The following is a 21,404-nucleotide window of genomic DNA, read 5'->3' on the forward strand; positions in this document are numbered from 1 at the left end:
TATTATCATATTATTTGATTTGTGACCTATCTACTTTTATAAAAGTTAAATAAGAAAAGTCATGAAACCAAAAAAGAATCCAAACGCAGACATAGGACGCAATAGCAGTCTCTATTTTATGATAGGTTTGACCTCCGTGTTATTTGTTACTTGGCAATCCTTTGAGGTCAAGACCTATGAAAAAGAAACCCAACTTACGGAAGTTGCCCAATTGACGGATGATCTAAAGGAAGATGTCCCCATCACGGAAATTATTCGGACTACTCCTCCCCCACCTCCACCGGCCGCTCCAGATGTTATAGAAATTGTAGAGGATGTTGAGGATATTGAAGAAACCTTAATTGAAAGTACAGAAAGTAGTCAAGAGGTTTTTATTGAAGATGCCATAGTAAAAATTGATGATGTTGAAGTAGGAGAAGTTGAAGAAGAGGAGATTGTCCCCTTTGCAATAATTGAAAATGTCCCCGTATTTCCTGGATGTGAGGTCTACGAGACCGAAAAAGAACGTAAAGCTTGCTTTAACCAAATGGTGTTGGAGCATGTGAAAAAGACTTTCAGATACCCACAGGCCGCTTTAGAAATGAGAATATCAGGAAAAGTGTTTGTACAATTTGAAATAGACTCCAATGGTAGGGTAGGAAATATCCAGAGAAGAGGTCCAGATAGACTTTTAGAAAAGGAAGCTGAAAGGATTATTGCCGCTTTACCAAAGGTAAAACCTGGCGTACAAAGGGGTAAACCAGTAAAAGTACGCTATGCCATTCCCATAAGCTTTACTATACAATAAGCATTTGAGGCCCACTAATTAATGTGGGCCTCTCCTTTTATTCTTGAACCAAGCGGCGTTTAAATACTCTTCCGTTTTAGAAGCCGCCTCTCTGTTCCTAACTAGCATATGCGTTTCATCCAGTTGTCGAGCCCTATACCCCAATAAATGAAAAATTGATTTGGCGAGAAACTTAGCGGTTCTCAAATTTACAAGCATTGCATCCCTTTTAAATGATGCCCATTTGACCCCAGGTAACTTGACCAAAACATGGTCCGCCTTAAATCTTCTTAGGCCTTTTGATGCCCAAAGAAAAATTTTAGGGATTGGTCTTATAAAGTAAAAGCCTTCTCCTCCCTGATCTTGATATAAGGGCATAAAAATTTGCCTCTTGCGGTTTGCCATCAACATATTGCCATCCTGTTGGGCAATTTTCTCTCCTCTGGTAATTTTCTGAAAATTGATAAACCCGGGCAACATTTTAAAATCTTCACCGCTCCCAATTTCATGTTGAAAATAAATTTCATAAAACATATTGGGCACCTTACTTGATTTCAAAATTTTATGCCTCAATGCCTTTACCTCATCATTGCTTAAATTAAAAGCTCCTGAAATTGCCAATGTGTAATGAATGAAATCAATACTGTTCTTTACGGATTTTATATCATCATGTCTTCCACTTTCGTAGCCCAAAGAGACATACCCCATTTCATTAATGAAACTTAACAGAGCGCCCGATAGATATTCCTCAATCCCCAGAATAATGGGCAATGGATAGTTTGACGCAAATTTTCTGTTCAACAAACTATCGTTCATCACTATAAAAGGTGATGTGTCACTCGATGTTGTATGCAGATCAATAAAATAAAATGGTGGGTTTTCGTTCTCTAAAACCTGGTAAAGTAAATTATGCAGGTGGAGCATTTCAATTTCCTCAGCACTACATTCTCCATTTTTTGATTTTATACTGGATATTCTTTCAGAATTCCATATCCTGTTCAGGTCCTCTTTTTGAAACCTTACGTTTTGCTCAAGTGCCCTAAGGTTTCCCGCAATGGCATAAATCTCACCATATATTGGGGTTTTATGCATTCTTAACTCTTTCACAACATGTTTTAGGGCAACCACTCCTGCCTGTTCATTGCCATGAATGCCTCCAAAAAAAACAAGTGTTGGACCTTTATACTCACCTTGTAAATGGCCAATTACCCGCTCAGTCATCACATTCTCTTTCCTTTGCAGACTATGTATTTGTGGCATATTACAAATCAACTTTACTGATTATACCCACTAAACTAGAACCTGAGCATACGGGCAAACATCCTATTTGATAATCCTCCATGAGTTTTTTTGCGGTTTCTATTTTTGTTCTGGGCCTAACGGTCACCACTTTCTTGATCATGATTTCCGAGACTTTGGCATCGTTTTCTTGAATGCTTCCCAAACGTTCAATATGGCTCCAGGTTAAAAGTCCAACCAATTCTCCTTTGCTATTTTCCACAGGTAAATGGTGTATATTGTTCCATTGCATAATGGAAATGGCGAGGTTGGCAAAATCGTCTTCGTAGAGTTTCATCAGTTTTGTTGACATTATTTGCCCCACCCATTGTAAAGATTCCTGAGCTTGCTGATTTCCTTCAATAGTCTTCCATTGATGCACGGGCAGGTTATTCTTCTGGTTTGTATAAATGGCCTTCGTCAACGCTACCAATGTGCTGTCCAGCTTAATTTGTTTTCTCAATCTTCTAAAATTCCTCACTTGCCATTCAGCTCCTGTGCCTCCTTTTGTTCTTGCCTCAATAATACCCAAAAGACGGTCAATATCCTTTATATCAACGCCATACTTCTTTAATCCATCATAAGCAATGGGTAAAAGCTCGTCACGTACCACTTTCTTTAAGGTCATTGGTTTACCCAACCATGAAAATATGGTCTGCCTTCCATTGGTGGCAGATTTCAAAAAGTTAAGTTTTGCCTCCCTAAAATCCATAATGCTCGAGATGTCATCATATTTCTTGGGTCTTCCAACCATTAACCCCACCCAAAAGGCAAAATTTGCCATTTGATCTATTACTGAGGGGCCAGAGGGGATATACCTATTTTCAATTCGCAAGTGGGGCTTACCATTGCCAATGCCATAACATGGTCTGTTCCACCTGTAAACCGTCCCATTAAATAGGTTAAGTGCTTCAAGTTTGGGAATAGCGCCATTTTCCAATTTCAAAAGTGAATTTTGTTTAATTGGCTTTGTCAGAAGAATTCTATGCGTTGAAATATCTTCCTTAAAGATTTCTACAGCTGAATCTTTTTGCCAATGCTCTCCAAAACTGACCCTGGCAACCTGCTCTTTGGGCAAATGCCCCCATTTACGGGTATCCAAGCTTTGCTGAAAAAGTGCAATTCGCGTCTCTTTCCAAAGCTCTCTTCCCAGTAACAAAGGGGAATTGCATGAAATCCCAAGAACAGGGCCTGCTATGGCCTGTGACCAATTGTAACTTTTAATAAAATCTTCAGGTGAAATCTGTAAATGCAGTTGAAAACTGGTGTTACAAGCTTCAAACAGTACGGAGTCATGGTGGAGGGACAACTCGTCCACACCCTTTATTTTTAATGTAAAATGATCCCCTCTCCAGGCAGATAAAATATCGTTAATTTTGTAGTATCGTGGAATGGGCGTCATAAAGTCTATTCCCAGTTCGTTCTTGCTGATTGTTGGCAATATCCCCGTTAAAACAATCTTGGCCCCCATTTTATTTGCTTCCGTCTCTGCTTTTCCAAGTAATCCTCTGAGCTGTTTTTCTACTTTGGCAAAACAATTTTTGTCCAACTTGAAAGGATCTAAATTGGCTTCCAGATTATAACTTGCCAGTTCAGTGGTAAAATGCGTGTCATTTATTTTTTCAATAAGATCAAGTGATATTGCAGATGGTCTAAAATCAGAATTTACCAAACACATTTCTTGTTCGGCACCAATCCTGACCACATCTTTCTCAATCATACCTTGTTCCAAAAGAATCTCCAAAGCCTTGATGTCATCAATCAAATGTCCCACAAAAGCTTTGCGTTCAGCTTGATTGGATTTACTATGTAAAATGTGTTCTCCCATGTCCAATTATCGACCTTGGTTTTAACATTGACTAATCTACAAAGCTTACAATCCCCAAAACATGATACTTGTCAGTCTCAATTTCACCAATACTGATAATTATCATGTTTTTTGCAGAAACACAGGACTAATTTTGACTTATATCATTAAACAACTATGTGTCATCTAGTTCAAAAATATAATGTACCAGGTCCTAGGTATACCAGCTATCCTACTGTGCCCTATTGGGATTCAGACGGTTTCTCCGGAAAGCTTTGGAAAACCAGTGTGTTAAAGGCCTTTCAAGAGAATCCTGAAGATGGAATCAGCTTATATATTCACCTGCCATTTTGTGAGAGTATGTGTACTTTTTGTGGTTGCCATAAACGCATCACAAAAAGGCACGAACTTGAACTCCCCTATATTAAAACAGTAATTAAAGAATGGCAATTGTATTGTGATCTTTTGGGTTCCAAGCCGGTAGTCAAAGAAATACATCTTGGTGGGGGCACCCCTACTTTTTTTTCACCGGAACATCTAAAATTATTGATTGAAGGAATATTACGCAGGTCAAAAAAAGCAGATGACCCTCAATTTAGTTTTGAAGGCCATCCTAACAATACCACAAAAGAACACCTACAAGCTCTTTTTGATGTTGGGTTCAGAAGAGTTTGCTTAGGAGTCCAAGATTACAATGAAACCGTTCAGAAAGCCATAAACAGAATACAGCCTTTTGAAAATGTAAAAAATGTTACTGAATGGGCCAGGGAAATAGGATATACCTCGGTAGGGCATGACATTATCTATGGCTTGCCTTTTCAAACTACGACAGATGTAAAACGGACCATCTTAAAAACAAACGCCCTAAAACCAGATAGAATTGCCTTTTACAGTTATGCACATGTACCTTGGTTAAAAGGAAACGGACAACGCGGCTATAAAGAAACGGACCTTCCGGCTTCAACAGAAAAAAAGAAGCAATATGAGATGGGCAAAAAAATGTTGACTGATTTTGGTTATAAAGATGTAGGCATGGATCATTTTGCACTCCCCACGGACAGTCTCTGTATAGCTATGGAAAAAGGGACTTTACATCGCAACTTTATGGGCTATAGCCCTTCCAAGACCAAATTAATGATTGGCCTTGGTGTCTCAAGCATTGGTGATAGCTGGTACGGGTTTGCCCAAAATGTAAAAAGTGTTGAAGAATACGAACATTTGGTATCCCATGGGGTCATCCCAATCTATAGAGGACATATTTTAACTGAGGAAGATCAACAGATAAGAAAACACATCCTAAATCTTATGTGTCGTTTTGAAACGAACTGGGAATTTGGGGAAACACGAATAAGTGACTTTCAGAAAATAATTGAAAATCTTTCAGAACTGGAATCAGATGGCCTGGTTTCCATTGGACCCACCCATGTAAAAGTTACAGAAAAGGGGCGTCCTTTTGTTCGGAACATAAGTATGGCCTTTGATTTAAAATTGCATCGGAAAAAACCTGAAACCAGGTTGTTCTCCATGACCGTTTAATCTTAAAACTAAAACAAATGAAAAGCATCATCGTACCCGTAGATTTTTCAGAGCAATCAGAGAAAGCATTAAAAGTGGCGGCCTCTTTGGCCAAAGACTATGATGCTGAATTATTGGTGCTCCACATGCTGGAACTCTCTCCAGCAATTATGAGCGAATCTGGATATGTATCACAAGAACAGGTGGTCCATTTAATCAGGATTGGTGAAAAACGCTTTGCGGATTTCTTGGACAAACCCTACCTGAAAGGTTTAAAAATCACCCCGATCATAAAACATTATAAGGTTTTCAGTGAGGTGAACGAAATTGCCCAAAATCATAATGCAGACCTTGTTGTAATGGGATCACATGGCACCGATGGATTGAAAGAAATATTCATTGGCTCCAATACAGAACGGGTAGTTCGCACCTCTGATGTCCCCGTTTTGGTCATTAAAGATGATATTGAAAAATTCAAAGTAGAACGATTTGTGTTTGCATGTGATTTCAAGGAAGAAAACATCCATGCCCTTAAAAGGGCCGCTGAAATTGCCAACCTTTTTAAATCCAAACTCCATCTTGTCTACATAAATACTCCGGGGGATGAGTTTTTAAGCACTGAAGATGCATATACAAGAATCTCAAAGCTCTTAAACATGGCAACCTTGGGATTGGAAGTGGAAATTTACAACGATTATACGGTTGAAAAAGGGGTGTTGAATTACAGTGAATCGGTTGCAGCAGATTTAATTGGTATTCCAACACATGGTAGAAGAGGTTTGTCCCATTTCTTTATGGGAAGTATTGGAGAGGATATTGCCAACCATTCCAACATCCCAGTGATTACATTTAAAATTTAGTTGGTTGAGTTTTTTGATGAATTACTTACGATTTTTCAAAAAGCAAAAGGGAAGCTATAATAGCTTCCCTTATTTCTTTTCAGCTCACCGTCACTACTACTACTGTCCATTAAATCTTTCGTAAGCGGCCTTCTGCAACAACTCTCTATGATCGGGATGCGCAATGGAAATCAATGCCTTGGCTCGTTGCTGTAAATTTCTCCCATACAGGTTCACCACACCATATTCGGTAGCTACATAATGAACGTGTGCCCTAGTGGTTGTAACCCCTGCACCTTCTTTTAAAAAAGGTACTATTTTGGAAGTCCCTTTTTTGGTTGCGGACGATATCGCAAAAATGGGTTTGCCTCCTTCGGAAAGTGAAGCACCACGAATAAAATCCATTTGGCCTCCAACACCGGAGAATTGATAACTACCAATGGTATCTGCACATACCTGACCGGTTAGGTCAATCTCAATTGCGCTGTTGATTGCCGTGACCTTTGGATTTCTTCTTATCCGTGCGGTATCATTAGTATAGCCAGAATCCCTGAAATCACATATCGGATTATCATCAATAAAATCGTACAATCTTCCCGATCCCACTGCAAAACAACTTACAATTTTCCCGTTCTTCACCACTTTCTCCTCACCTGTGATCACACCGCTTTCTATCAGTGGTAAAACCCCATCGGAAAACATTTCGGTATGGATTCCCAAACGTTTGTGATTTCCAAGATTGGCCAGTACAGCATTGGGAATATTACCAATACCCATTTGCATGGTAGCGCCATCCTCTATCAAGGAGGCCACATTGGCTCCTATTTTATGCTCTAATTCCGATATTTCCCCAGCTTTATGTTCGTGAATAGGGCGATCTACCTCGGCAGCAAGTTCTATTTGATCAATATGGATAATTCCCGTTCCATGTGTTCTGGGTACGTTTGGATTAATCTGTGCAACAATTTTCTTTGCAGTTCGTATTGCTGGAAGGGCTACATCAACAGACACGCCCAAAGAACAATACCCGTGTTTATCTGGGCTAGAAACCTGAACAAAGGCAACATCCAATGGTAAAATATTTCTTTTGAACAACCATGGAATCTCACTCAGGAATATGGGAATGTACCCTGCATGGGGTGTATTTACACTTTTCCTTACATTCCCTCCAACAAAGCAAGAATTCAATGTAAAGGCATTGCTGTAAGGTTCTTGCGTGTATTTGGCACTACCTTCGGTATGAATTGAAATAATCTCCACATTATCCAGCTCCTTGTAACGTTCACACAGCCCATCAATTAGTTCATTAGGGGTCATTGCCGCTCCTTGCAAAAAGACACGATCACCAGATTTCACTATCCCTACAACTTCTTCTATAGACGTAATTCTCACTTTAAAATATTTTTAAGGTTGATGGCATTCTATTGTAGATGATGCCAAATTCGTTTGCACAGGTTTAGGTGACACATACGGAATCCCCAATCCAAGTCCCCTTATAATAAACAATACTCCAATGAGCACCACAAACACCGGAATCAATTTTCGCACACGGGACTTCATGGAATTACCCAATAAGCCTTTTGAGAAAACAACCAAACTCATTAATGGAATAGTTCCCGCACCAAACAACATCATGTATAACCCTCCCTGTAAGGGAGTGGCCAATGCAATGGCCCCAAGCAACGCCATATAGACCAATCCGCAGGGTAAGAACCCATTCAAAAAACCTATGGTCAAAAAGGCATCTGGGGTTTTCTTCTTTAGTTCAGTTCCTAATTTTGATTTTACCTTGCCCAAAATGGCATACACTGGTCTTGAAAGTTTATGGGTACCCAAAAAGCTACTTGGCAGCACAACTAAGAGAATCATAAGTATCCCTGCCCCAATGGACAATTTTTGCTGTATCCCAAAAACATAAAGACCTTTTCCCAAAAGCCCAAAAAGAACTCCAATAGAACCATAGGCCAAAAGTCTTCCAAAATGATAAATAAAAAGTTGAATCGTTTTTTTAACCTGATTCTCTCTGTCCAAAGGCAACATAAAGGCTATGGGTCCGCACATGCCTAAACAGTGCAGACTTCCCAAAAACCCTAGTGCCAATGCAGATAACAACATATTTAATAGGTCAATTTTTCCTTGTGCATAAAGACTTTATCTTCATATTGCCATTTTATCGTAATGTCCCAACGACCGTCCACCAAGCTATTGTCAGGTATGAGCAAATGTGTTTTGGACAAACTTATAGGAAAGTCAATATCCAAATGCTTGTTAGACGGTCTATAAAGGGACACTGTACCTTTAATTTTTTCTGGGTCAAACCGTTCTGGAAAAATAATCTTCAAACCAGCTTCAGATTTCTCAACCTTTAGGTTGGCATCCATTTCGGAAGCAGATTTGGATGCATCGATTTCATTTTGATAGGCCAGCTCTTGCTTATAATATTCCTCGGTAACCAAATCATGATTTGCCCTGTTATCCGTACTCATCCTGATTACGAAGTATAAGATGAAACTTATAAAAGCGATGAAAGCCAATACTATTCCTGTTCCCCAATTTATTTTCATTTTTTTCCTCTTAGTTGTAACTCCTTGGTGCCAAGAATTGTGTTACGGTTGTTTCAATAAGTTCTTCGCCACTGTAGACCCCAATTTTCAATTTATCTTTATCTCCTGTCAGAGCCGAATTATTGATTTCTATAAATAAAGTTCCCTCAGCCAATTGTTCTGCAGAGACTTTGAAACTGTCTTGCGATACCATTTTAATCTCCCCTTTATGGGATATCAACTTAAAGCTCACGTCATCAATATCCTTACTTGTTTTATTCACCAATTTATAGGTATACACATTGCTAATAATGTTGTTGGCTTTGCGCTCGTACAACTGTCCCGGCAATCGAAGGATATTCGCCTCAATCTCGTTCCTAAGGAAGAGCATTCCAACTAAAATCCCGATCAATACCGTTAAAACAGCGGTATATCCTTTCATCCGTGCAGTAAGCTTGAACTTTGTTTTTTTGTTTATCTCATCTTCACTGGCATAACGAATCAAGCCCTTGGGTTTTTTAATGCTCTCCATAATATGATCGCACTCATCAATGCAGGCCGTGCAATTGACACATTCCAATTGTGTGCCATTTCTGATATCTATCCCTGTTGGACAAACATTTACGCATTGAAAACAATCAATACAGTCACCATGGCCCAAAGCATCCCTGTCTTCATTTTTACGGAACTTCTTACGTCCATTTTCTCCTTCTCCACGTTTATGATCATAGGCCACAACAATGGATTTGTCATCCAAAAGCACTCCTTGTAATCTTCCATAAGGGCAAGCTATGATACACACTTGCTCCCTAAACCAGGCAAAAACAAAATAGAATACCGCAGTAAAAATCAGTAAAGGAATCATTGTTCCCATATGGGCCAATGGTCCATCAAATATGTAGCGAATCAATTTTTCACTCCCAATTAAATAGGCCAGAAAAACATTGGCTATCAAAAAGGAAATAATAAAAAAGATAATCCACTTTAATACCCTTTTTCTTATTTTTTGGCCGTTCCATGGAGCTTTTTTCAACCGCATTTGCGCACCTCTGTCTCCATCTATCCAATACTCTATCCTACGGAAGACCATTTCCATGAAAATGGTCTGTGGGCACATCCATCCACAAAAAATGCGACCATAGGCAACTGTAAAAAGGGCTATGAAGATGACCCCTGCCAGCATTGAAATTACGACCAAATGAAAATCTTGGGGCCAAAATGGAAAACCAAAAATATTGAATCGGCGATCCACCACATTGAACAACAAAAACTGGTGTCCATTGATCTTTATAAAAGGTGATGCAAACAAGAACAACAGAAGAAAATAGCTGACATATTTACGATACTTATAAAATTGTCCACTAGGTTTTTTGGGGAAAATCCAAGCCCTTTTACCTTCTTTGGTTATTGTTCCTATGGAATCCCTAAAATTTTCTTCCATTTTATTCTTTCACATTTAGGGTCTCGACTGCGCTCGACCTTACCATGACAATCTCCTTAGTAAAACCTCTACTGACCATCCGGATTCACCCAAACATCTCCTTCAGGAGCTTTCGGGTTTGCAGGTGTGGTTCCTTGCATGGTTAACACATAACTGGCCACCTGAGCAATTTCGGCCGGTTTCAAGGTTTGTTTCCAGGCTATCATCCCTTTTCCATCCCTTCCACCTTCGGATACGGTACTAAAGACATTTTTGATACCACCTCCCAAAATCCAGTTTTCGTCTGTTAAATTGGGCCCAATACCACCACCTCCATCTGCCATGTGACATGCAACGCAGTTGGCCGTGTATATTTTTTCGCCAGCACTTAAATCCGAAGCATCCGTTAAAGGTTCCACAGTATTTGCATCAACCAAATCTTTGGCCGTTTTTTTGTACTCTTCAATGGCAATCTTGGCAGCCGCCACCTCCTGTTCGTACTCTAATTTTTGATCATACTCTCCAATAACGTGAAAACGCACCAAATAAATTACCCCAAAGACAATGGTTGCATAAAAAAGGTACACCCACCAAGGTGGCAGTACATTATCCAACTCACGGATTCCATCGTAATTATGGTCCATGATTATCTCACTTTCCTTTTCTATTTCCTTCGTTTTAGTGAGGCGTTTATACCATTCTTTGGCCCATTTCCACTCTCTTTTTTTGTTCTTGGATTCCAGGTAACGCTCTTTGGCCTCAGGTGAAAGTGTTTGGAACATCACGTTCTCAACTGATTTTAAAATCAGTTCTATAGCGATTAAGATCATCAATACCAGTAGCAGGAAAAACTGCGTAATGGGATATTCAATAATGGCGGGTTTTTCGCCAGAGTCTATAAAGTATTCCATTAATCCGAAGATCAAAAAGAATAATACGGGAATTCGTATCCACCAAGGTGTTCTTGTGCTCATAATACTATAGTTTGTTGTGTTGATCGTTATCTAATGGTAATTCTCCCATCTCTTTTATGTGTTCCTTGGTAGCGGTAAACACCCACCAAAACAGTAAAACAAAGAACACGAAGAAAATCATTAGGGATATCATAGGATAGCTTGCTATACCTTCTATACTCTCCATATGGTTTTTTACAAATTTCAACATGGCTATTGGTTTTGTGATAATGATTCGTCAGTATCCTTAATCTTTATATCGGTTCCCAATCGCTGTAGATAAGCAATCAGGGCAACTATTTCGCGGTTACGCATTTCCACAAATTCTTCCCCATTTTCCTCTGCGTATTTTTTATCAGCTTCATATGTCCGCTCAAACTCTGGATCTGTATACAGATTTTTCTCAATTTGTTCTGCTTGTTCCGCCATGGATTGAGGTGCGTTGGCAATATCTTCTTCAGAATAAGGAACCCCTAATTTGACCATGACCTCCATTTTACTTTGCACTCCGCTCCTATCATGCTCGTTTTGAACCAACCATTGATAGGCCGGCATTATAGATCCTGCCGAGGTGCTCTGTGGATCGTACATATGGTTCAAATGCCAGTTATCTGAATATTTGCCTCCAATTCTCAACAAATCCGGGCCAGTTCGTTTACTTCCCCAAAGGAAGGGGTGATCGTAAACAAATTCTCCTGCCTTAGCATACTCGCCATAGCGTTCCACCTCACTTCTAAAAGGTCTGATCATTTGGGAGTGACAGCCCACACATCCTTCTCGGATATAAAGATCACGACCTTCCAATTCCAGCGGCGTGTATGGTTTCACGCTTGTGATGGTCGGAATATTGGATTTCACCAAAATGGTTGGAACAATTTGGATGATTCCCCCAATTAAAATGGCAATGGTGGCCAATATGGTCAACTGTACCGGTCTTCTCTCCAACCAATTGTGGAAAGTCTCCCCAGCAACACGTTTTTTAGAAACCCTAGTCAAAGCAGGTGCTTCTGCCAATTCATCCTCAACACTGCTTCCTTTTCTGATGGTTAACACTACATTGTAAATCATAATCAACATCCCTACAATGAACATGGTCCCGCCAATGGCCCTCATCCAATACATTGGAATAATCTGGGTCACAGTTTCAAGAAAATTACCATATACCAAAGTTCCATCAGGATTGAATTCTTTCCACATTAAGGCTTGGGTGAATCCTGCTACATACATAGGCAGTGCATAAAGGATGATTCCCAGCGTACCAATCCAGAAATGGAAATTGGCCAGGCCTTTGGAATGCAATGTTGTCTTGAACATTTTTGGTACAAGCCAGTAGATCATACCAAAAGTGAGGAACCCATTCCACGCCAAAGCTCCTACGTGTACGTGGGCAATAATCCAGTCGCTAAAGTGAGCAATTGCATTTACATTTTTTAGGGACAGCATTGGACCTTCAAAGGTTGCCATACCATATCCCGTGATGGCCACTACCATAAATTTCAATGTGGCATCGCTTCGTACTTTGTCCCAGACTCCACGGAGGGTCAATAATCCATTGATCATACCACCCCATGACGGAGCAATCAACATCACTGAGAAAACAACTCCAAGGTTTTGGGCCCAATCTGGTAATGACGAATATAATAAGTGGTGCGGTCCAGCCCAGATGTAGATAAAAATCAATGACCAGAAATGGACTATGGAAAGTCTATATGAATATATAGGTCTATTAGCAGCTTTTGGAACAAAATAGTACATCAACCCCAAAAATGGAGTGGTCAAGAAGAAGGCCACCGCATTATGACCATACCACCATTGTACCAAGGCATCTTGTACCCCTGCATATACCGAATAACTTTTTAAAGCGGATACCGGCAATTCCAAGCTATTGAAAATATGAAGTACCGCAACGGTAACAAACGTAGCCAGGTAAAACCAAATAGCCACATATAGGTGACGTTGTCTTCGCTTTAGAATAGTCGCAATCAAGTTCCACCCAAAAACTACCCAGACAACCGCAATGGCCAAATCAATAGGCCATTCCAATTCGGCATATTCTTTTGATGTTGTGTACCCCAAAGGCAGCGTTATTGCTGCTGCAACAATGATCAATTGCCATCCCCAGAAATTAATATTGCTCAGTGCATCACTGAACATACGTGTTTTCAATAGCCGCTGGGTAGAATAGTATACCCCGGCAAAAATGGCATTTCCCACAAAGGCAAAAATCACTGCGTTGGTGTGCAGCGGACGAATACGCCCAAAACTCAACCACGAAACCCCATCAGTGAGGTTGGGAAACAAAAACATAAATGCCAGTAGTAGCCCTACCAGCATTCCAACAACGCCCCAGAGCATGGTGGCGTATAAAAACTTTTGTACGATCTTGTTATCGTATCGAAATTGTTGTATTTCCATATTTATTGGTTTGTACTTTTAGTTTGTTTGATTTCTTTTTCTTCTGAACTTAATATTTCTGGATCTGTTATCAATTCGTCTTCAAAAAGCATTCGCACGGATGGAGTATAGGAATCATCATACTGCCCCTTTTTAACAGAGAATACAAAGGCGGCAAAAAAGACCAAGGCAACGGAAATGCTTATGGCCAACAACACATAAATTACACTCATACCTACCTGAATTATGCGGTAAAACTACTGTTAGGCTTTTTTGAAAAAAATGACATATGTCAGCTTTTACTATTTTATTGTTTTTCCCTCAATTTTGTCCTTTTTCATCATTGTCAAAAGTGCGGCGACTATTATAAAATTCTTACCTATATATTGCCCCAGAAGTGTTGGCACCAACGGAGCACTTTGAAATGACTCTGTAGGAAACAACAATAAAGGGGCAAACGTCAAGGCCATGTGGAAAAGAGCCATATTGATGGTAATCTTTCGCCAAATATTAAGTATCAGGAAAATACCAATGCCAACTTCCATAATAGCCAATAAGACAATGGAAATCGAATCTGGCAAAACACCAAACGTAAGGGCATGAATGGTGTTTTTTGCCAAGCCTTCGGCAGGGCTAAGGCTTGGGAAGAATTTTAGACTTCCAAACCACAAATACACAAAACCAATACTAATTGCTAATAAATCGGGCCCTAGCCTTTCCTTAACATTCTCTAAAACGGTTTTAATCTTCATCATTTAATTCTCCTTTGGTTAGTTTAGTTTTTTTCCCAACAAGTTGGTCATCAATGTGGCAAACACCACAATACTAATAGAGCTCAACGGCATTAAAATAGCAGCCACCACAGGTTCCAATTGACCTGTAACGGCAAAGTATAGTCCCACAAGGTTATAGCAAAGTGAGAGTATAAAACTCATTTTTATCACCTGTACAGATTTCTGTGCCAATCTTACAAAAATGGGCAGCCTGGTTAGGTTCGAGGCATCCAAAATACCATCACAAGCCGGTGAAAAAACGTTTATATCTTCCGAAACCGCTATTCCAACATCACTTTGGGCCAAAGCTCCGGCATCATTTAATCCATCGCCCACCATAAGCACACTGCGCTTATCTTGCAGTTGTTTAATATAATCCAGTTTATCCTCGGGTTTTTGACCAAACAACAAGGTGGTCTTTTTTGGCAGCTTTTGTTGTAACAGTATTCTTTCACCATCGTTGTCACCAGAAAGAATTCCAATTTCCATTGACCTTCCCAGTTCTTCAAATAACCCATCAACACCCTTTCTATAGTTATTTTTGAACACAAATCGGCCTTTATAATCTTCATCAGCATTCACAAATACCGACGTATTTTCTTGTGACACGACCACCTCTTTACCCACATAGGCCGCGGATCCCAATTTAATGCTATGCCCGTTCATTTTTCCTTCAATGCCCAGGCCTGTATATTCCTGGAATTCATCTAGGGTTTCAATGTCATTTGACTTAAGAAGGTTATAAAGCGACCTGCTCAAGGGGTGGTTGGAAGCCCTTAGGGTAGTTTTTAAAAGTACCGTTTCATCATCGGTCAACTCAATTCCTTCATAGGTAATGGTTTCCTTTTGTGAAGAAGTGATTGTCCCTGTCTTGTCAAAAATTGCCGTATCCACTTTGGCCAATCGTTCTATTACATTGGCATTTTTTAGATAGAACTTGTGCTTTCCAAAAATGCGGAGCATATTGCCCAAAGTAAAAGGGGCGGCTAGTGCAATAGCGCATGGACAGGCAATAATCAAAACAGCCGTAAACACATTAAGAGCCATACTTGGCATATAGAAGAGCCAAAAAATGCTTGAGATGATTGCAATGCTCAAAACGGCAATAGTAAATCTTTTACCAATACTGTCCGTCAAGGATTGAAAGGCCGAAACTTTATCTTTTTGGAACACGGAGTTACCCCATAATTGGGTCAAATAACTTTGAGATACCGATCGTAGTACCTCAACTTCTAAAACTCCTGAAAGTTGCCTGCCTCCAGCAAAAAGCTTATCTCCTGAATTTTTGATAACCGCTTGGGATTCTCCGGTCACAAAACTGTAATCAATTTCGGCCGCGCCTTTAATCAAAATGCAATCCACGGGAATAATTTCCTGGTTACGAATCAAGATCCTATTACCTTTTTTTATTTTGTATACCTGTATGTTTTCCTCTTCTCCATTAGCCCCCAGCCGGGTCACTGCAATGGGAAAATAGGACTTGTAATCCCGCTCAAATGATAAAAACGAATAGGTTTTTTGCTGAAAAAACTTCCCGAGCAATAAAAAGAACACCAATCCGGTAAGACTATCAAAAAAACCAGAACCCAAATCAAAAATGATATCGACCGTACTTCTCAAGAACAAGGTCAGAATACCCAATGCAATGGGCACATCAATGTTCAATAGTTTAGAGCGTAATCCTTTATAGGCCGATTTAAAATAGTCCTGACCGGCATAAAAAACCACTGGAAGGGAAAAAACAAACATCAACCAACGAAATACTTGTTTGTATTGATCCAGCCAAAATTCCTCCACTTCAAAATATTCTGGAAAGGACAGCAACATTACATTCCCAAAAGCAAAACCTGCAACACCCAATTTATAAATGAGCGAACGATCAACTTTGCTGTCTTTTTTACTGTATTCCTCCAAAGAAATGTATGGCTCATACCCAATACTGCTCAAGAGCAACACAAGTGCTTTTAATGAAAAACCGTCTATTTTATAAGTAACCCTAATGGTTTTCTTTGGAAAATCGACTTGCGAATTTGAAATGGAAGAATGCAATCGATTCAAATTTTCCAAGACCCAAATACAAGAACTGCAATGAATGGTGGGAATACTCAAATTCACAACTTGAATTCCTTCTTCATCGAACTCCACAAGTTGGGACACAATTTCCTGATTGTCCAAAAAATCATATTTCTTTTGGACTTCATTGGGCGTGGTACCCGCCCGCGCCTCTATTTCATAGAAATCTGACAGACCATTGGATGTGAAGATCTCATAGACTGTTTTACAGCCATTACAGCAAAAGTTTTTCTCATCAAAACTTATGCGGCCACCGTCACAATTATCACCACAATGATAACATGTCATGTTTGCCATTTACATTTGCTTTACCCGAGACAAAATTGCAGCACAATCCTTTTTTAAAATATGACATTTATCAGTTCCCATTCAATACTTTGGAAGTAATTTTGTGATTCAGGTAAATCGATCAACTATGGAGAGTAGGTGTGAACATTGCATTATCAGACAGTTTAACTCCCTCAGGGCCATGAGCAAAGAGGAATTGAAGGAAGTGTCGGACTCCAAAACCACAAAAAAAGTAAAGAAAGGTGACCCTCTTTTTGAAGAAGGTGACAAACTTAATGGGGTCTATTGTGTTCGAAACGGGGTTTCCAAGCTTTCAAAATTGAGTGCCAATGGCAAAGATCAAATTGTAAAATTGGCAACAAAAGGGGAAGTTATCGGGCAACGTTCCGTTATTTCGGAAGAATCTGCAAACCTATCTGCCATTGCTGTGAACGATATGGAGGTCTGCTTTATTCCAAAGGAGACCATTATAAACACACTGCAAAAAAATCCAAACTTCACTTTGGAAGTATTGCGCCATATGGCTCACGACTTAAAGGAAGCTGATGATGTCATTGTGAACATCTCACAAAAAACGGTGAAACAGCGTATTGCTGAGGCTTTCCTTTATCTTAAAAACAATTTTGGTGAGGACGAAGAAGGCTTTTTGGCTCTGACCTTGTCCCGGGAAGATATCTCCAATGTTGTGGGCACAGCTACTGAATCTGCTATCCGAATCATCTCAGAATTCAAGAAAAAAGGACTCATCCGTGCTTCGGGCAAGAAGATTGGGATTAAGGATGAGCGTAAATTACAGGAGCTGGTAGAAGGTTTCTAAATCCACCTTTTTAAAAAGCTGATAATTGTCATAGTATTCCCTTTTGCGTAGCCCTAATTTTATTCCATCTTATTTTTAATCGGATGCAAAAGATTTTAATACCTACAGATTTTTCAGAGAACGCATGGAATGCTATTGACTATGCCATGCAATTGTTCCGAAATAAAAAATGCACATTTTATTTATTGAACACCTATACCCCTGTTATCCCAAGTAGCAGGTTTATGGCAAAAATGATTGATGGGGTACGTATAGTTGATGCCGTTAGAAATTCATCAGAGGAAGGGTTGCAGAAAACAGTTGCCCGCATCAAAAGTAAATATGGCAATACAAAACATGATTTTGAGACTTTTTCTTCTTTTAATTTATTGGTTGAGGAAGTAAAAGATTTGGTAGATCAGCATAATATTGAGTTGGTTATAACAGGCACCAAGGGAGCTTCTGGTATTGATGAGGTTTTTATGGGCAGTAATACGGTACGTATTATAAAGAACATTAAAAAATGTCCGGTTTTGGCCATACCCCAACACTTTGATTTTATCACACCGACAGAGATTGCCTTTGCTACCGATTTTAATCGATTTTATACGGCTTCAGAACTCAATCCCTTATTGGAACTTGCCGCTATGTTCCAAGCCACCATTCGTATTGTACATGTGCAATATGGGATTAAGGCCTTATCTGAATTGCAACAGTTTAACCTAAATATGCTCAGGAGGTACCTCAATGGTACTGAACATTATGTGCATACCGTTTCTGAACTCCACTCCGTTTCACAGACGCTTGAAATGTTTTCTGAAGAATTGGACATTCATTTATTGGCTCTGTTGAATTATCAACATAGTTATTTGGAAAAAATGACACGGGAACCTATTGTAAAAAGGACAGCTTTCCATACACAAATTCCTTTATTGGTGATTCCAGAATTGGGAATGGATGGGGTTTCCAATAGTCCTGAAGAACAAGAAAAGGCAATTTCACGTTAAACTCAAAACCCTTTTTTCCCTTTTGAAAAAATGGCAATCTAAATTGCCATTCCCTTCCTATCTTTATGCAGTTCATGGTATAAGGTAATTTGATGGATAAATCTGAATTTATTGAATGTCACAAAAGAATAAAACCTTTTATTCACAATACCCCTGTGCTTACCTCACAACTCATTGATGCAATGGCGGATGCCTCTATTTTCTTTAAATGCGAGAATTTTCAAAAAATGGGGGCATTTAAAATGCGTGGAGCCACCAATGCCATCATGCTACTCACTGAAAAGCAAAGACAACAAGGTGTGGTGACCCATTCTTCTGGGAATTTTGCCCAAGCACTTTCTCTTGCTGCCAAGAGTTTGGGCGTAAAGGCCTTTATTGTAATGCCTTCAAACGCACCGCAGGTAAAAAAAGATGCTGTCAGGGGTTATGGAGGTATTGTAATAGAATGCGAACCCACTCTTCTAGCTCGCGAAGCCAAATCAAAATCTATTCAGGAAAAAGAAGGGGCCACGTTCATCCATCCATCCAATGATGACAATGTAATAATAGGTCAGGGAACGGCATGCAAGGAGCTTTTGGAACAGCAGCCAGATTTGGATTATGTGTTTGCTCCTGTGGGTGGTGGTGGACTAATAGCGGGAACCGCTCTAGCTAGCCAGTATTTTGGAAATAACTGTAAGGTGATTGGCGGAGAACCCTATGAAGTTGATGATGCGTACAGATCCATGCTCAGCGGAAACATTGAAACCAATAAAACTACCAATACCATTGCTGATGGGTTAAAGACCCAGCTGGGCGATAGAAATTTTCCTATCATCCAACAATATGTGGATTCCATTGTTAGGGTAACCGAGAATGAAATCATACATGCCATGCGAATGATATGGGAGCGTTTAAAGATAATTTGTGAGCCATCTTCTGCAGTAGCATTTGCCGCCGCAATCAAACACAAAAATGAGATAACTGGCAAAAAAATAGGTGTGATCCTTTCAGGAGGTAATGTTGATTTACAGAATTTACCATTTTAAATTATTCCTTGGATTCAGCCATCATGGCAAGTAGGAAGATTTGCATTTCTTTTCTTTTAAGCGTAACTTTTACGTTTCTCAAAATCATACTGCTCAAAAATGAAAATCAAACTTACGCTGCTAGCATTCATATTACCCTTTCAATTTTACTTATGCGCACAAACTTTAACCACAAAATGGACAGACCAGGTAGATAAAGAATCTCCATTGCTTGAGTATCCCCGTCCCCAAATGGTGCGGGCCAAATGGAAAAATCTTAATGGGCAGTGGAATTATACCATTAAAAAACAGGCCAGTGCTATTCCTTCTTCTTATGATGGCAAAATAACAGTCCCCTTCCCTATTGAATCTCATTTATCCAACGTTCAAAAAAGAGTAGGTCCCAATGAAGAGGTTTGGTATCAAACAAGCTTTACAGCTCCTTCATCATGGAAAAACCAGAACATCCTTTTACATTTTGGTGCCGTTGATTGGAAAACAGTTGTTTATATAAACGGGCAAAAGGTGGGCGAACATCAGGGCGGTTATAATCCTTTTTCTTTTGACATTACAAACGCTTTACATAAATCAGGTCCTCAAGAATTAGTAGTCTCCGTATGGGATCCCTCAAGTGAAGGCACCCAACCGCGAGGTAAACAAGTATCAAAACCAGAAGGTATCTGGTACACGCCGGTCACTGGAATTTGGCAAACTGTATGGCTTGAACCCGTTCCTGACCAATCCATCAAATCCATCAAAATAACACCAGATGTTGACAACCAACAATTGGCCGTAACCACAATTTCCAATAAAACATCCAAAGCCACCCATTCCATTAGGTTAACCGCTTACGATTCGGGCAATAAAATAGCCGTTGCCGAAGGTAAAGTTGGTCAAAAAATTATCCTAACTATTCCAGATGCAAAATTATGGTCGCCCAAAACTCCATTTTTATATGACCTTAAAGTGGAAATGTTGGAAAACGGAAGATCAAGGGATAAAGTGGATAGTTACTTCGCTATGCGAAAAATCTCGGTGGTAAAAGACGGCCAAGGTCATGAACGCATGGCATTGAACAATAAAATACTTTTTCAGTACGGAACATTAGATCAAGGTTGGTGGCCAGATGGATTGTATACCGCTCCTACCGACGAAGCTCTGGAATATGATATAAAAGCAACCAAACAATTAGGTTTCAACACCATAAGAAAACATGTAAAAGTGGAGCCAGCCAGATGGTATTACCATTGCGACAAACTTGGGATGTTGGTTTGGCAAGATATGCCCAATGGAGATAAAAGTGCAGACTGGAGAGGACCGTCTGGGTATGATGGCAGGGAAATGGTAAGAACTGCACAATCCGCGCATCAATTTTACACGGAATGGAAAGCTATAATGGATGCCAATTACAATAAGCCCAGCATAGTAATGTGGGTTCCTTTTAACGAAGCCTGGGGGCAGTTCAATACGGTGGAAGTCATTAACTGGACCATGGATTATGATCCCTCCCGTTTGGTGAATGGACCAAGTGGAGGAAATTTTTTTGCAGCCGGACATACGGTTGATGAGCATCAATACCCTGGACCTTCCATGCCTCAGGCAAACTTGCACGCTCCTGATATTTTGAACGGACGTGTCTTATTATTGGGTGAATATGGTGGATTGGGCTTGCCCATTCAGGGACATTTATGGCAAAAAGATAAGAACTGGGGGTATAGAAATTTAACTGGCAGAGATGAACTATTGAAATCTTATACCGATCTTACTGCTCAGATTCCTACTTTAATTGAAAAAGGATTGGCCGCTGCCATTTATACCCAGACAACAGATGTTGAGGGCGAAGTAAATGGATTGATTACGTACGATCGCGAAATCATTAAAATGGATGTTGAAAAAGTACACAAAATCAACAGTGGCCTTATCAATAAGAAATAAGAGCGGTCAA

Annotated in this window: 19 protein-coding genes; 7 read left to right on the forward strand and 12 right to left on the reverse strand. The window is 39.8% G+C overall.

Annotated features, from left to right (window positions below; genetic code table 11):
• The first annotated feature begins 61 nt into the window (after positions 1-61).
• On the forward strand, positions 62-787 hold the full coding sequence (locus ACOQO1_RS10855; protein ID WP_420602896.1) for an energy transducer TonB: 726 nt from the start codon (positions 62-64) through the stop codon (positions 785-787).
• Positions 788-805: 18 nt separating this feature from the next.
• On the opposite strand, the gene ACOQO1_RS10860 is transcribed toward ACOQO1_RS10855, so the two are convergent.
• Together ACOQO1_RS10860 and ACOQO1_RS10865 are read right to left on the reverse strand one after the other, a co-directional pair.
• Positions 806-2,026, reverse strand: coding sequence for a succinylglutamate desuccinylase/aspartoacylase family protein (locus tag ACOQO1_RS10860; protein WP_420602897.1), 1,221 nt, complete (start codon positions 2,024-2,026; stop codon positions 806-808).
• 1 nt (position 2,027) lies between these two features.
• The gene (locus tag ACOQO1_RS10865; protein ID WP_420602898.1) at positions 2,028-3,872 is read right to left on the reverse strand and encodes a CBS domain-containing protein; all 1,845 of its coding nucleotides are present in this window, start codon (positions 3,870-3,872) and stop codon (positions 2,028-2,030) included.
• A gap of 156 nt (positions 3,873-4,028) precedes the next feature.
• On the opposite strand from ACOQO1_RS10865, the gene hemN reads away from it, so the two are divergent.
• Both hemN and ACOQO1_RS10875 read left to right on the forward strand, forming a co-directional pair.
• A complete protein-coding gene (gene hemN / locus ACOQO1_RS10870; protein ID WP_420602899.1) occupies positions 4,029-5,387 on the forward strand; it encodes an oxygen-independent coproporphyrinogen III oxidase in 1,359 nt (452 codons plus the stop codon).
• A gap of 17 nt (positions 5,388-5,404) precedes the next feature.
• Positions 5,405-6,226 carry a universal stress protein gene (locus ACOQO1_RS10875; protein WP_420602900.1) on the forward strand — a complete coding sequence of 274 codons (822 nt, stop codon included), beginning with the start codon at positions 5,405-5,407 and terminating at the stop codon, positions 6,224-6,226.
• A gap of 99 nt (positions 6,227-6,325) precedes the next feature.
• On the opposite strand, the gene ACOQO1_RS10880 is transcribed toward ACOQO1_RS10875, so the two are convergent.
• From ACOQO1_RS10880 to ACOQO1_RS10925, 10 genes are all read right to left on the reverse strand, one after another.
• Positions 6,326-7,597: an acetyl-CoA hydrolase/transferase family protein gene (locus ACOQO1_RS10880; protein WP_420602901.1), complete on the reverse strand. Its 1,272-nt coding sequence runs from the start codon at positions 7,595-7,597 to the stop codon at positions 6,326-6,328.
• Positions 7,598-7,609: 12 nt separating this feature from the next.
• Positions 7,610-8,320, reverse strand: coding sequence for a sulfite exporter TauE/SafE family protein (locus ACOQO1_RS10885; protein WP_420602902.1), 711 nt, complete (start codon positions 8,318-8,320; stop codon positions 7,610-7,612).
• 2 nt (positions 8,321-8,322) lie between these two features.
• Complete coding sequence (locus ACOQO1_RS10890) at positions 8,323-8,769, reverse strand: FixH family protein (protein WP_420602903.1); 447 nt, start codon at positions 8,767-8,769, stop codon at positions 8,323-8,325.
• 10 nt (positions 8,770-8,779) lie between these two features.
• The gene (ccoG, locus tag ACOQO1_RS10895; RefSeq protein ID WP_420602904.1) at positions 8,780-10,189 is read right to left on the reverse strand and encodes a cytochrome c oxidase accessory protein CcoG; all 1,410 of its coding nucleotides are present in this window, start codon (positions 10,187-10,189) and stop codon (positions 8,780-8,782) included.
• Between the two features lie 68 nt (positions 10,190-10,257).
• Complete coding sequence (locus ACOQO1_RS10900) at positions 10,258-11,142, reverse strand: cbb3-type cytochrome c oxidase N-terminal domain-containing protein (RefSeq protein ID WP_420602905.1); 885 nt, start codon at positions 11,140-11,142, stop codon at positions 10,258-10,260.
• A gap of 4 nt (positions 11,143-11,146) precedes the next feature.
• Entirely contained in the window at positions 11,147-11,332 is a 186-nt protein-coding gene (locus tag ACOQO1_RS10905; protein ID WP_420602906.1) for a CcoQ/FixQ family Cbb3-type cytochrome c oxidase assembly chaperone, read from the reverse strand.
• A gap of 2 nt (positions 11,333-11,334) precedes the next feature.
• A complete protein-coding gene (gene ccoN, locus ACOQO1_RS10910) occupies positions 11,335-13,536 on the reverse strand; it encodes a cytochrome-c oxidase, cbb3-type subunit I (protein ID WP_420602907.1) in 2,202 nt (733 codons plus the stop codon).
• Between the two features lie 2 nt (positions 13,537-13,538).
• Entirely contained in the window at positions 13,539-13,748 is a 210-nt protein-coding gene (ccoS, locus tag ACOQO1_RS10915; protein WP_420602908.1) for a cbb3-type cytochrome oxidase assembly protein CcoS, read from the reverse strand.
• Positions 13,749-13,817: 69 nt separating this feature from the next.
• Positions 13,818-14,270 carry a hypothetical protein gene (locus tag ACOQO1_RS10920; RefSeq protein WP_420602909.1) on the reverse strand — a complete coding sequence of 151 codons (453 nt, stop codon included), beginning with the start codon at positions 14,268-14,270 and terminating at the stop codon, positions 13,818-13,820.
• Positions 14,271-14,285: 15 nt separating this feature from the next.
• Positions 14,286-16,658 (reverse strand): heavy metal translocating P-type ATPase, encoded by a 2,373-nt coding sequence (locus ACOQO1_RS10925; protein ID WP_420602910.1) that lies wholly within the window; start codon positions 16,656-16,658, stop codon positions 14,286-14,288.
• A gap of 118 nt (positions 16,659-16,776) precedes the next feature.
• Between ACOQO1_RS10925 and ACOQO1_RS10930 the strand changes: the two genes are divergently transcribed.
• The 4 genes from ACOQO1_RS10930 (at position 16,777) to ACOQO1_RS10945 (ending at position 21,394) form a co-directional block, all read left to right on the forward strand.
• Complete coding sequence (locus ACOQO1_RS10930; RefSeq protein WP_420602911.1) at positions 16,777-17,466, forward strand: Crp/Fnr family transcriptional regulator; 690 nt, start codon at positions 16,777-16,779, stop codon at positions 17,464-17,466.
• Positions 17,467-17,549: 83 nt separating this feature from the next.
• The gene (locus tag ACOQO1_RS10935) at positions 17,550-18,452 is read left to right on the forward strand and encodes a universal stress protein (RefSeq protein ID WP_420602912.1); all 903 of its coding nucleotides are present in this window, start codon (positions 17,550-17,552) and stop codon (positions 18,450-18,452) included.
• A 92-nt stretch (positions 18,453-18,544) separates the two neighbouring features.
• Positions 18,545-19,480 (forward strand): pyridoxal-phosphate dependent enzyme, encoded by a 936-nt coding sequence (locus ACOQO1_RS10940; protein WP_420602913.1) that lies wholly within the window; start codon positions 18,545-18,547, stop codon positions 19,478-19,480.
• 99 nt (positions 19,481-19,579) lie between these two features.
• Positions 19,580-21,394, forward strand: a complete 1,815-nt coding sequence (locus tag ACOQO1_RS10945; RefSeq protein WP_420602914.1) for a glycoside hydrolase family 2 protein — start codon at positions 19,580-19,582, stop codon at positions 21,392-21,394.
• Positions 21,395-21,404: the final 10 nt, after the last annotated feature.

The sequence above is a fragment of the Flagellimonas sp. genome (assembly GCF_965222555.1).
Classification (GTDB): Bacteria; Bacteroidota; Bacteroidia; order Flavobacteriales; family Flavobacteriaceae; genus Flagellimonas.

What these genes read in the sequence shown, in the direction of transcription:
- ACOQO1_RS10890 (WP_420602903.1), bottom strand. Translation starts at nt 8,769, where the DNA reads ATGAAAATAAATTGGGGAACAGGAATAGTATTGGCTTTCATCGCTTTT.
- ACOQO1_RS10905 (WP_420602906.1), bottom strand. Translation starts at nt 11,332, where the DNA reads ATGTTGAAATTTGTAAAAAACCATATGGAGAGTATAGAAGGTATAGCA.
- hemN (WP_420602899.1), top strand. Translation starts at nt 4,029, where the DNA reads ATGTGTCATCTAGTTCAAAAATATAATGTACCAGGTCCTAGGTATACC.
- ccoN (WP_420602907.1), bottom strand. Translation starts at nt 13,536, where the DNA reads ATGGAAATACAACAATTTCGATACGATAACAAGATCGTACAAAAGTTT.
- ACOQO1_RS10930 (WP_420602911.1), top strand. Translation starts at nt 16,777, where the DNA reads ATGGAGAGTAGGTGTGAACATTGCATTATCAGACAGTTTAACTCCCTC.
- ACOQO1_RS10900 (WP_420602905.1), bottom strand. Translation starts at nt 11,142, where the DNA reads ATGAGCACAAGAACACCTTGGTGGATACGAATTCCCGTATTATTCTTT.
- ACOQO1_RS10945 (WP_420602914.1), top strand. Translation starts at nt 19,580, where the DNA reads ATGAAAATCAAACTTACGCTGCTAGCATTCATATTACCCTTTCAATTT.
- ACOQO1_RS10865 (WP_420602898.1), bottom strand. Translation starts at nt 3,872, where the DNA reads ATGGGAGAACACATTTTACATAGTAAATCCAATCAAGCTGAACGCAAA.
- ccoS (WP_420602908.1), bottom strand. Translation starts at nt 13,748, where the DNA reads ATGAGTGTAATTTATGTGTTGTTGGCCATAAGCATTTCCGTTGCCTTG.
- ACOQO1_RS10860 (WP_420602897.1), bottom strand. Translation starts at nt 2,026, where the DNA reads ATGCCACAAATACATAGTCTGCAAAGGAAAGAGAATGTGATGACTGAG.
- ACOQO1_RS10935 (WP_420602912.1), top strand. Translation starts at nt 17,550, where the DNA reads ATGCAAAAGATTTTAATACCTACAGATTTTTCAGAGAACGCATGGAAT.
- ccoG (WP_420602904.1), bottom strand. Translation starts at nt 10,189, where the DNA reads ATGGAAGAAAATTTTAGGGATTCCATAGGAACAATAACCAAAGAAGGT.
- ACOQO1_RS10925 (WP_420602910.1), bottom strand. Translation starts at nt 16,658, where the DNA reads ATGGCAAACATGACATGTTATCATTGTGGTGATAATTGTGACGGTGGC.
- ACOQO1_RS10940 (WP_420602913.1), top strand. Translation starts at nt 18,545, where the DNA reads ATGGATAAATCTGAATTTATTGAATGTCACAAAAGAATAAAACCTTTT.
- ACOQO1_RS10885 (WP_420602902.1), bottom strand. Translation starts at nt 8,320, where the DNA reads ATGTTGTTATCTGCATTGGCACTAGGGTTTTTGGGAAGTCTGCACTGT.
- ACOQO1_RS10855 (WP_420602896.1), top strand. Translation starts at nt 62, where the DNA reads ATGAAACCAAAAAAGAATCCAAACGCAGACATAGGACGCAATAGCAGT.
- ACOQO1_RS10875 (WP_420602900.1), top strand. Translation starts at nt 5,405, where the DNA reads ATGAAAAGCATCATCGTACCCGTAGATTTTTCAGAGCAATCAGAGAAA.
- ACOQO1_RS10920 (WP_420602909.1), bottom strand. Translation starts at nt 14,270, where the DNA reads ATGATGAAGATTAAAACCGTTTTAGAGAATGTTAAGGAAAGGCTAGGG.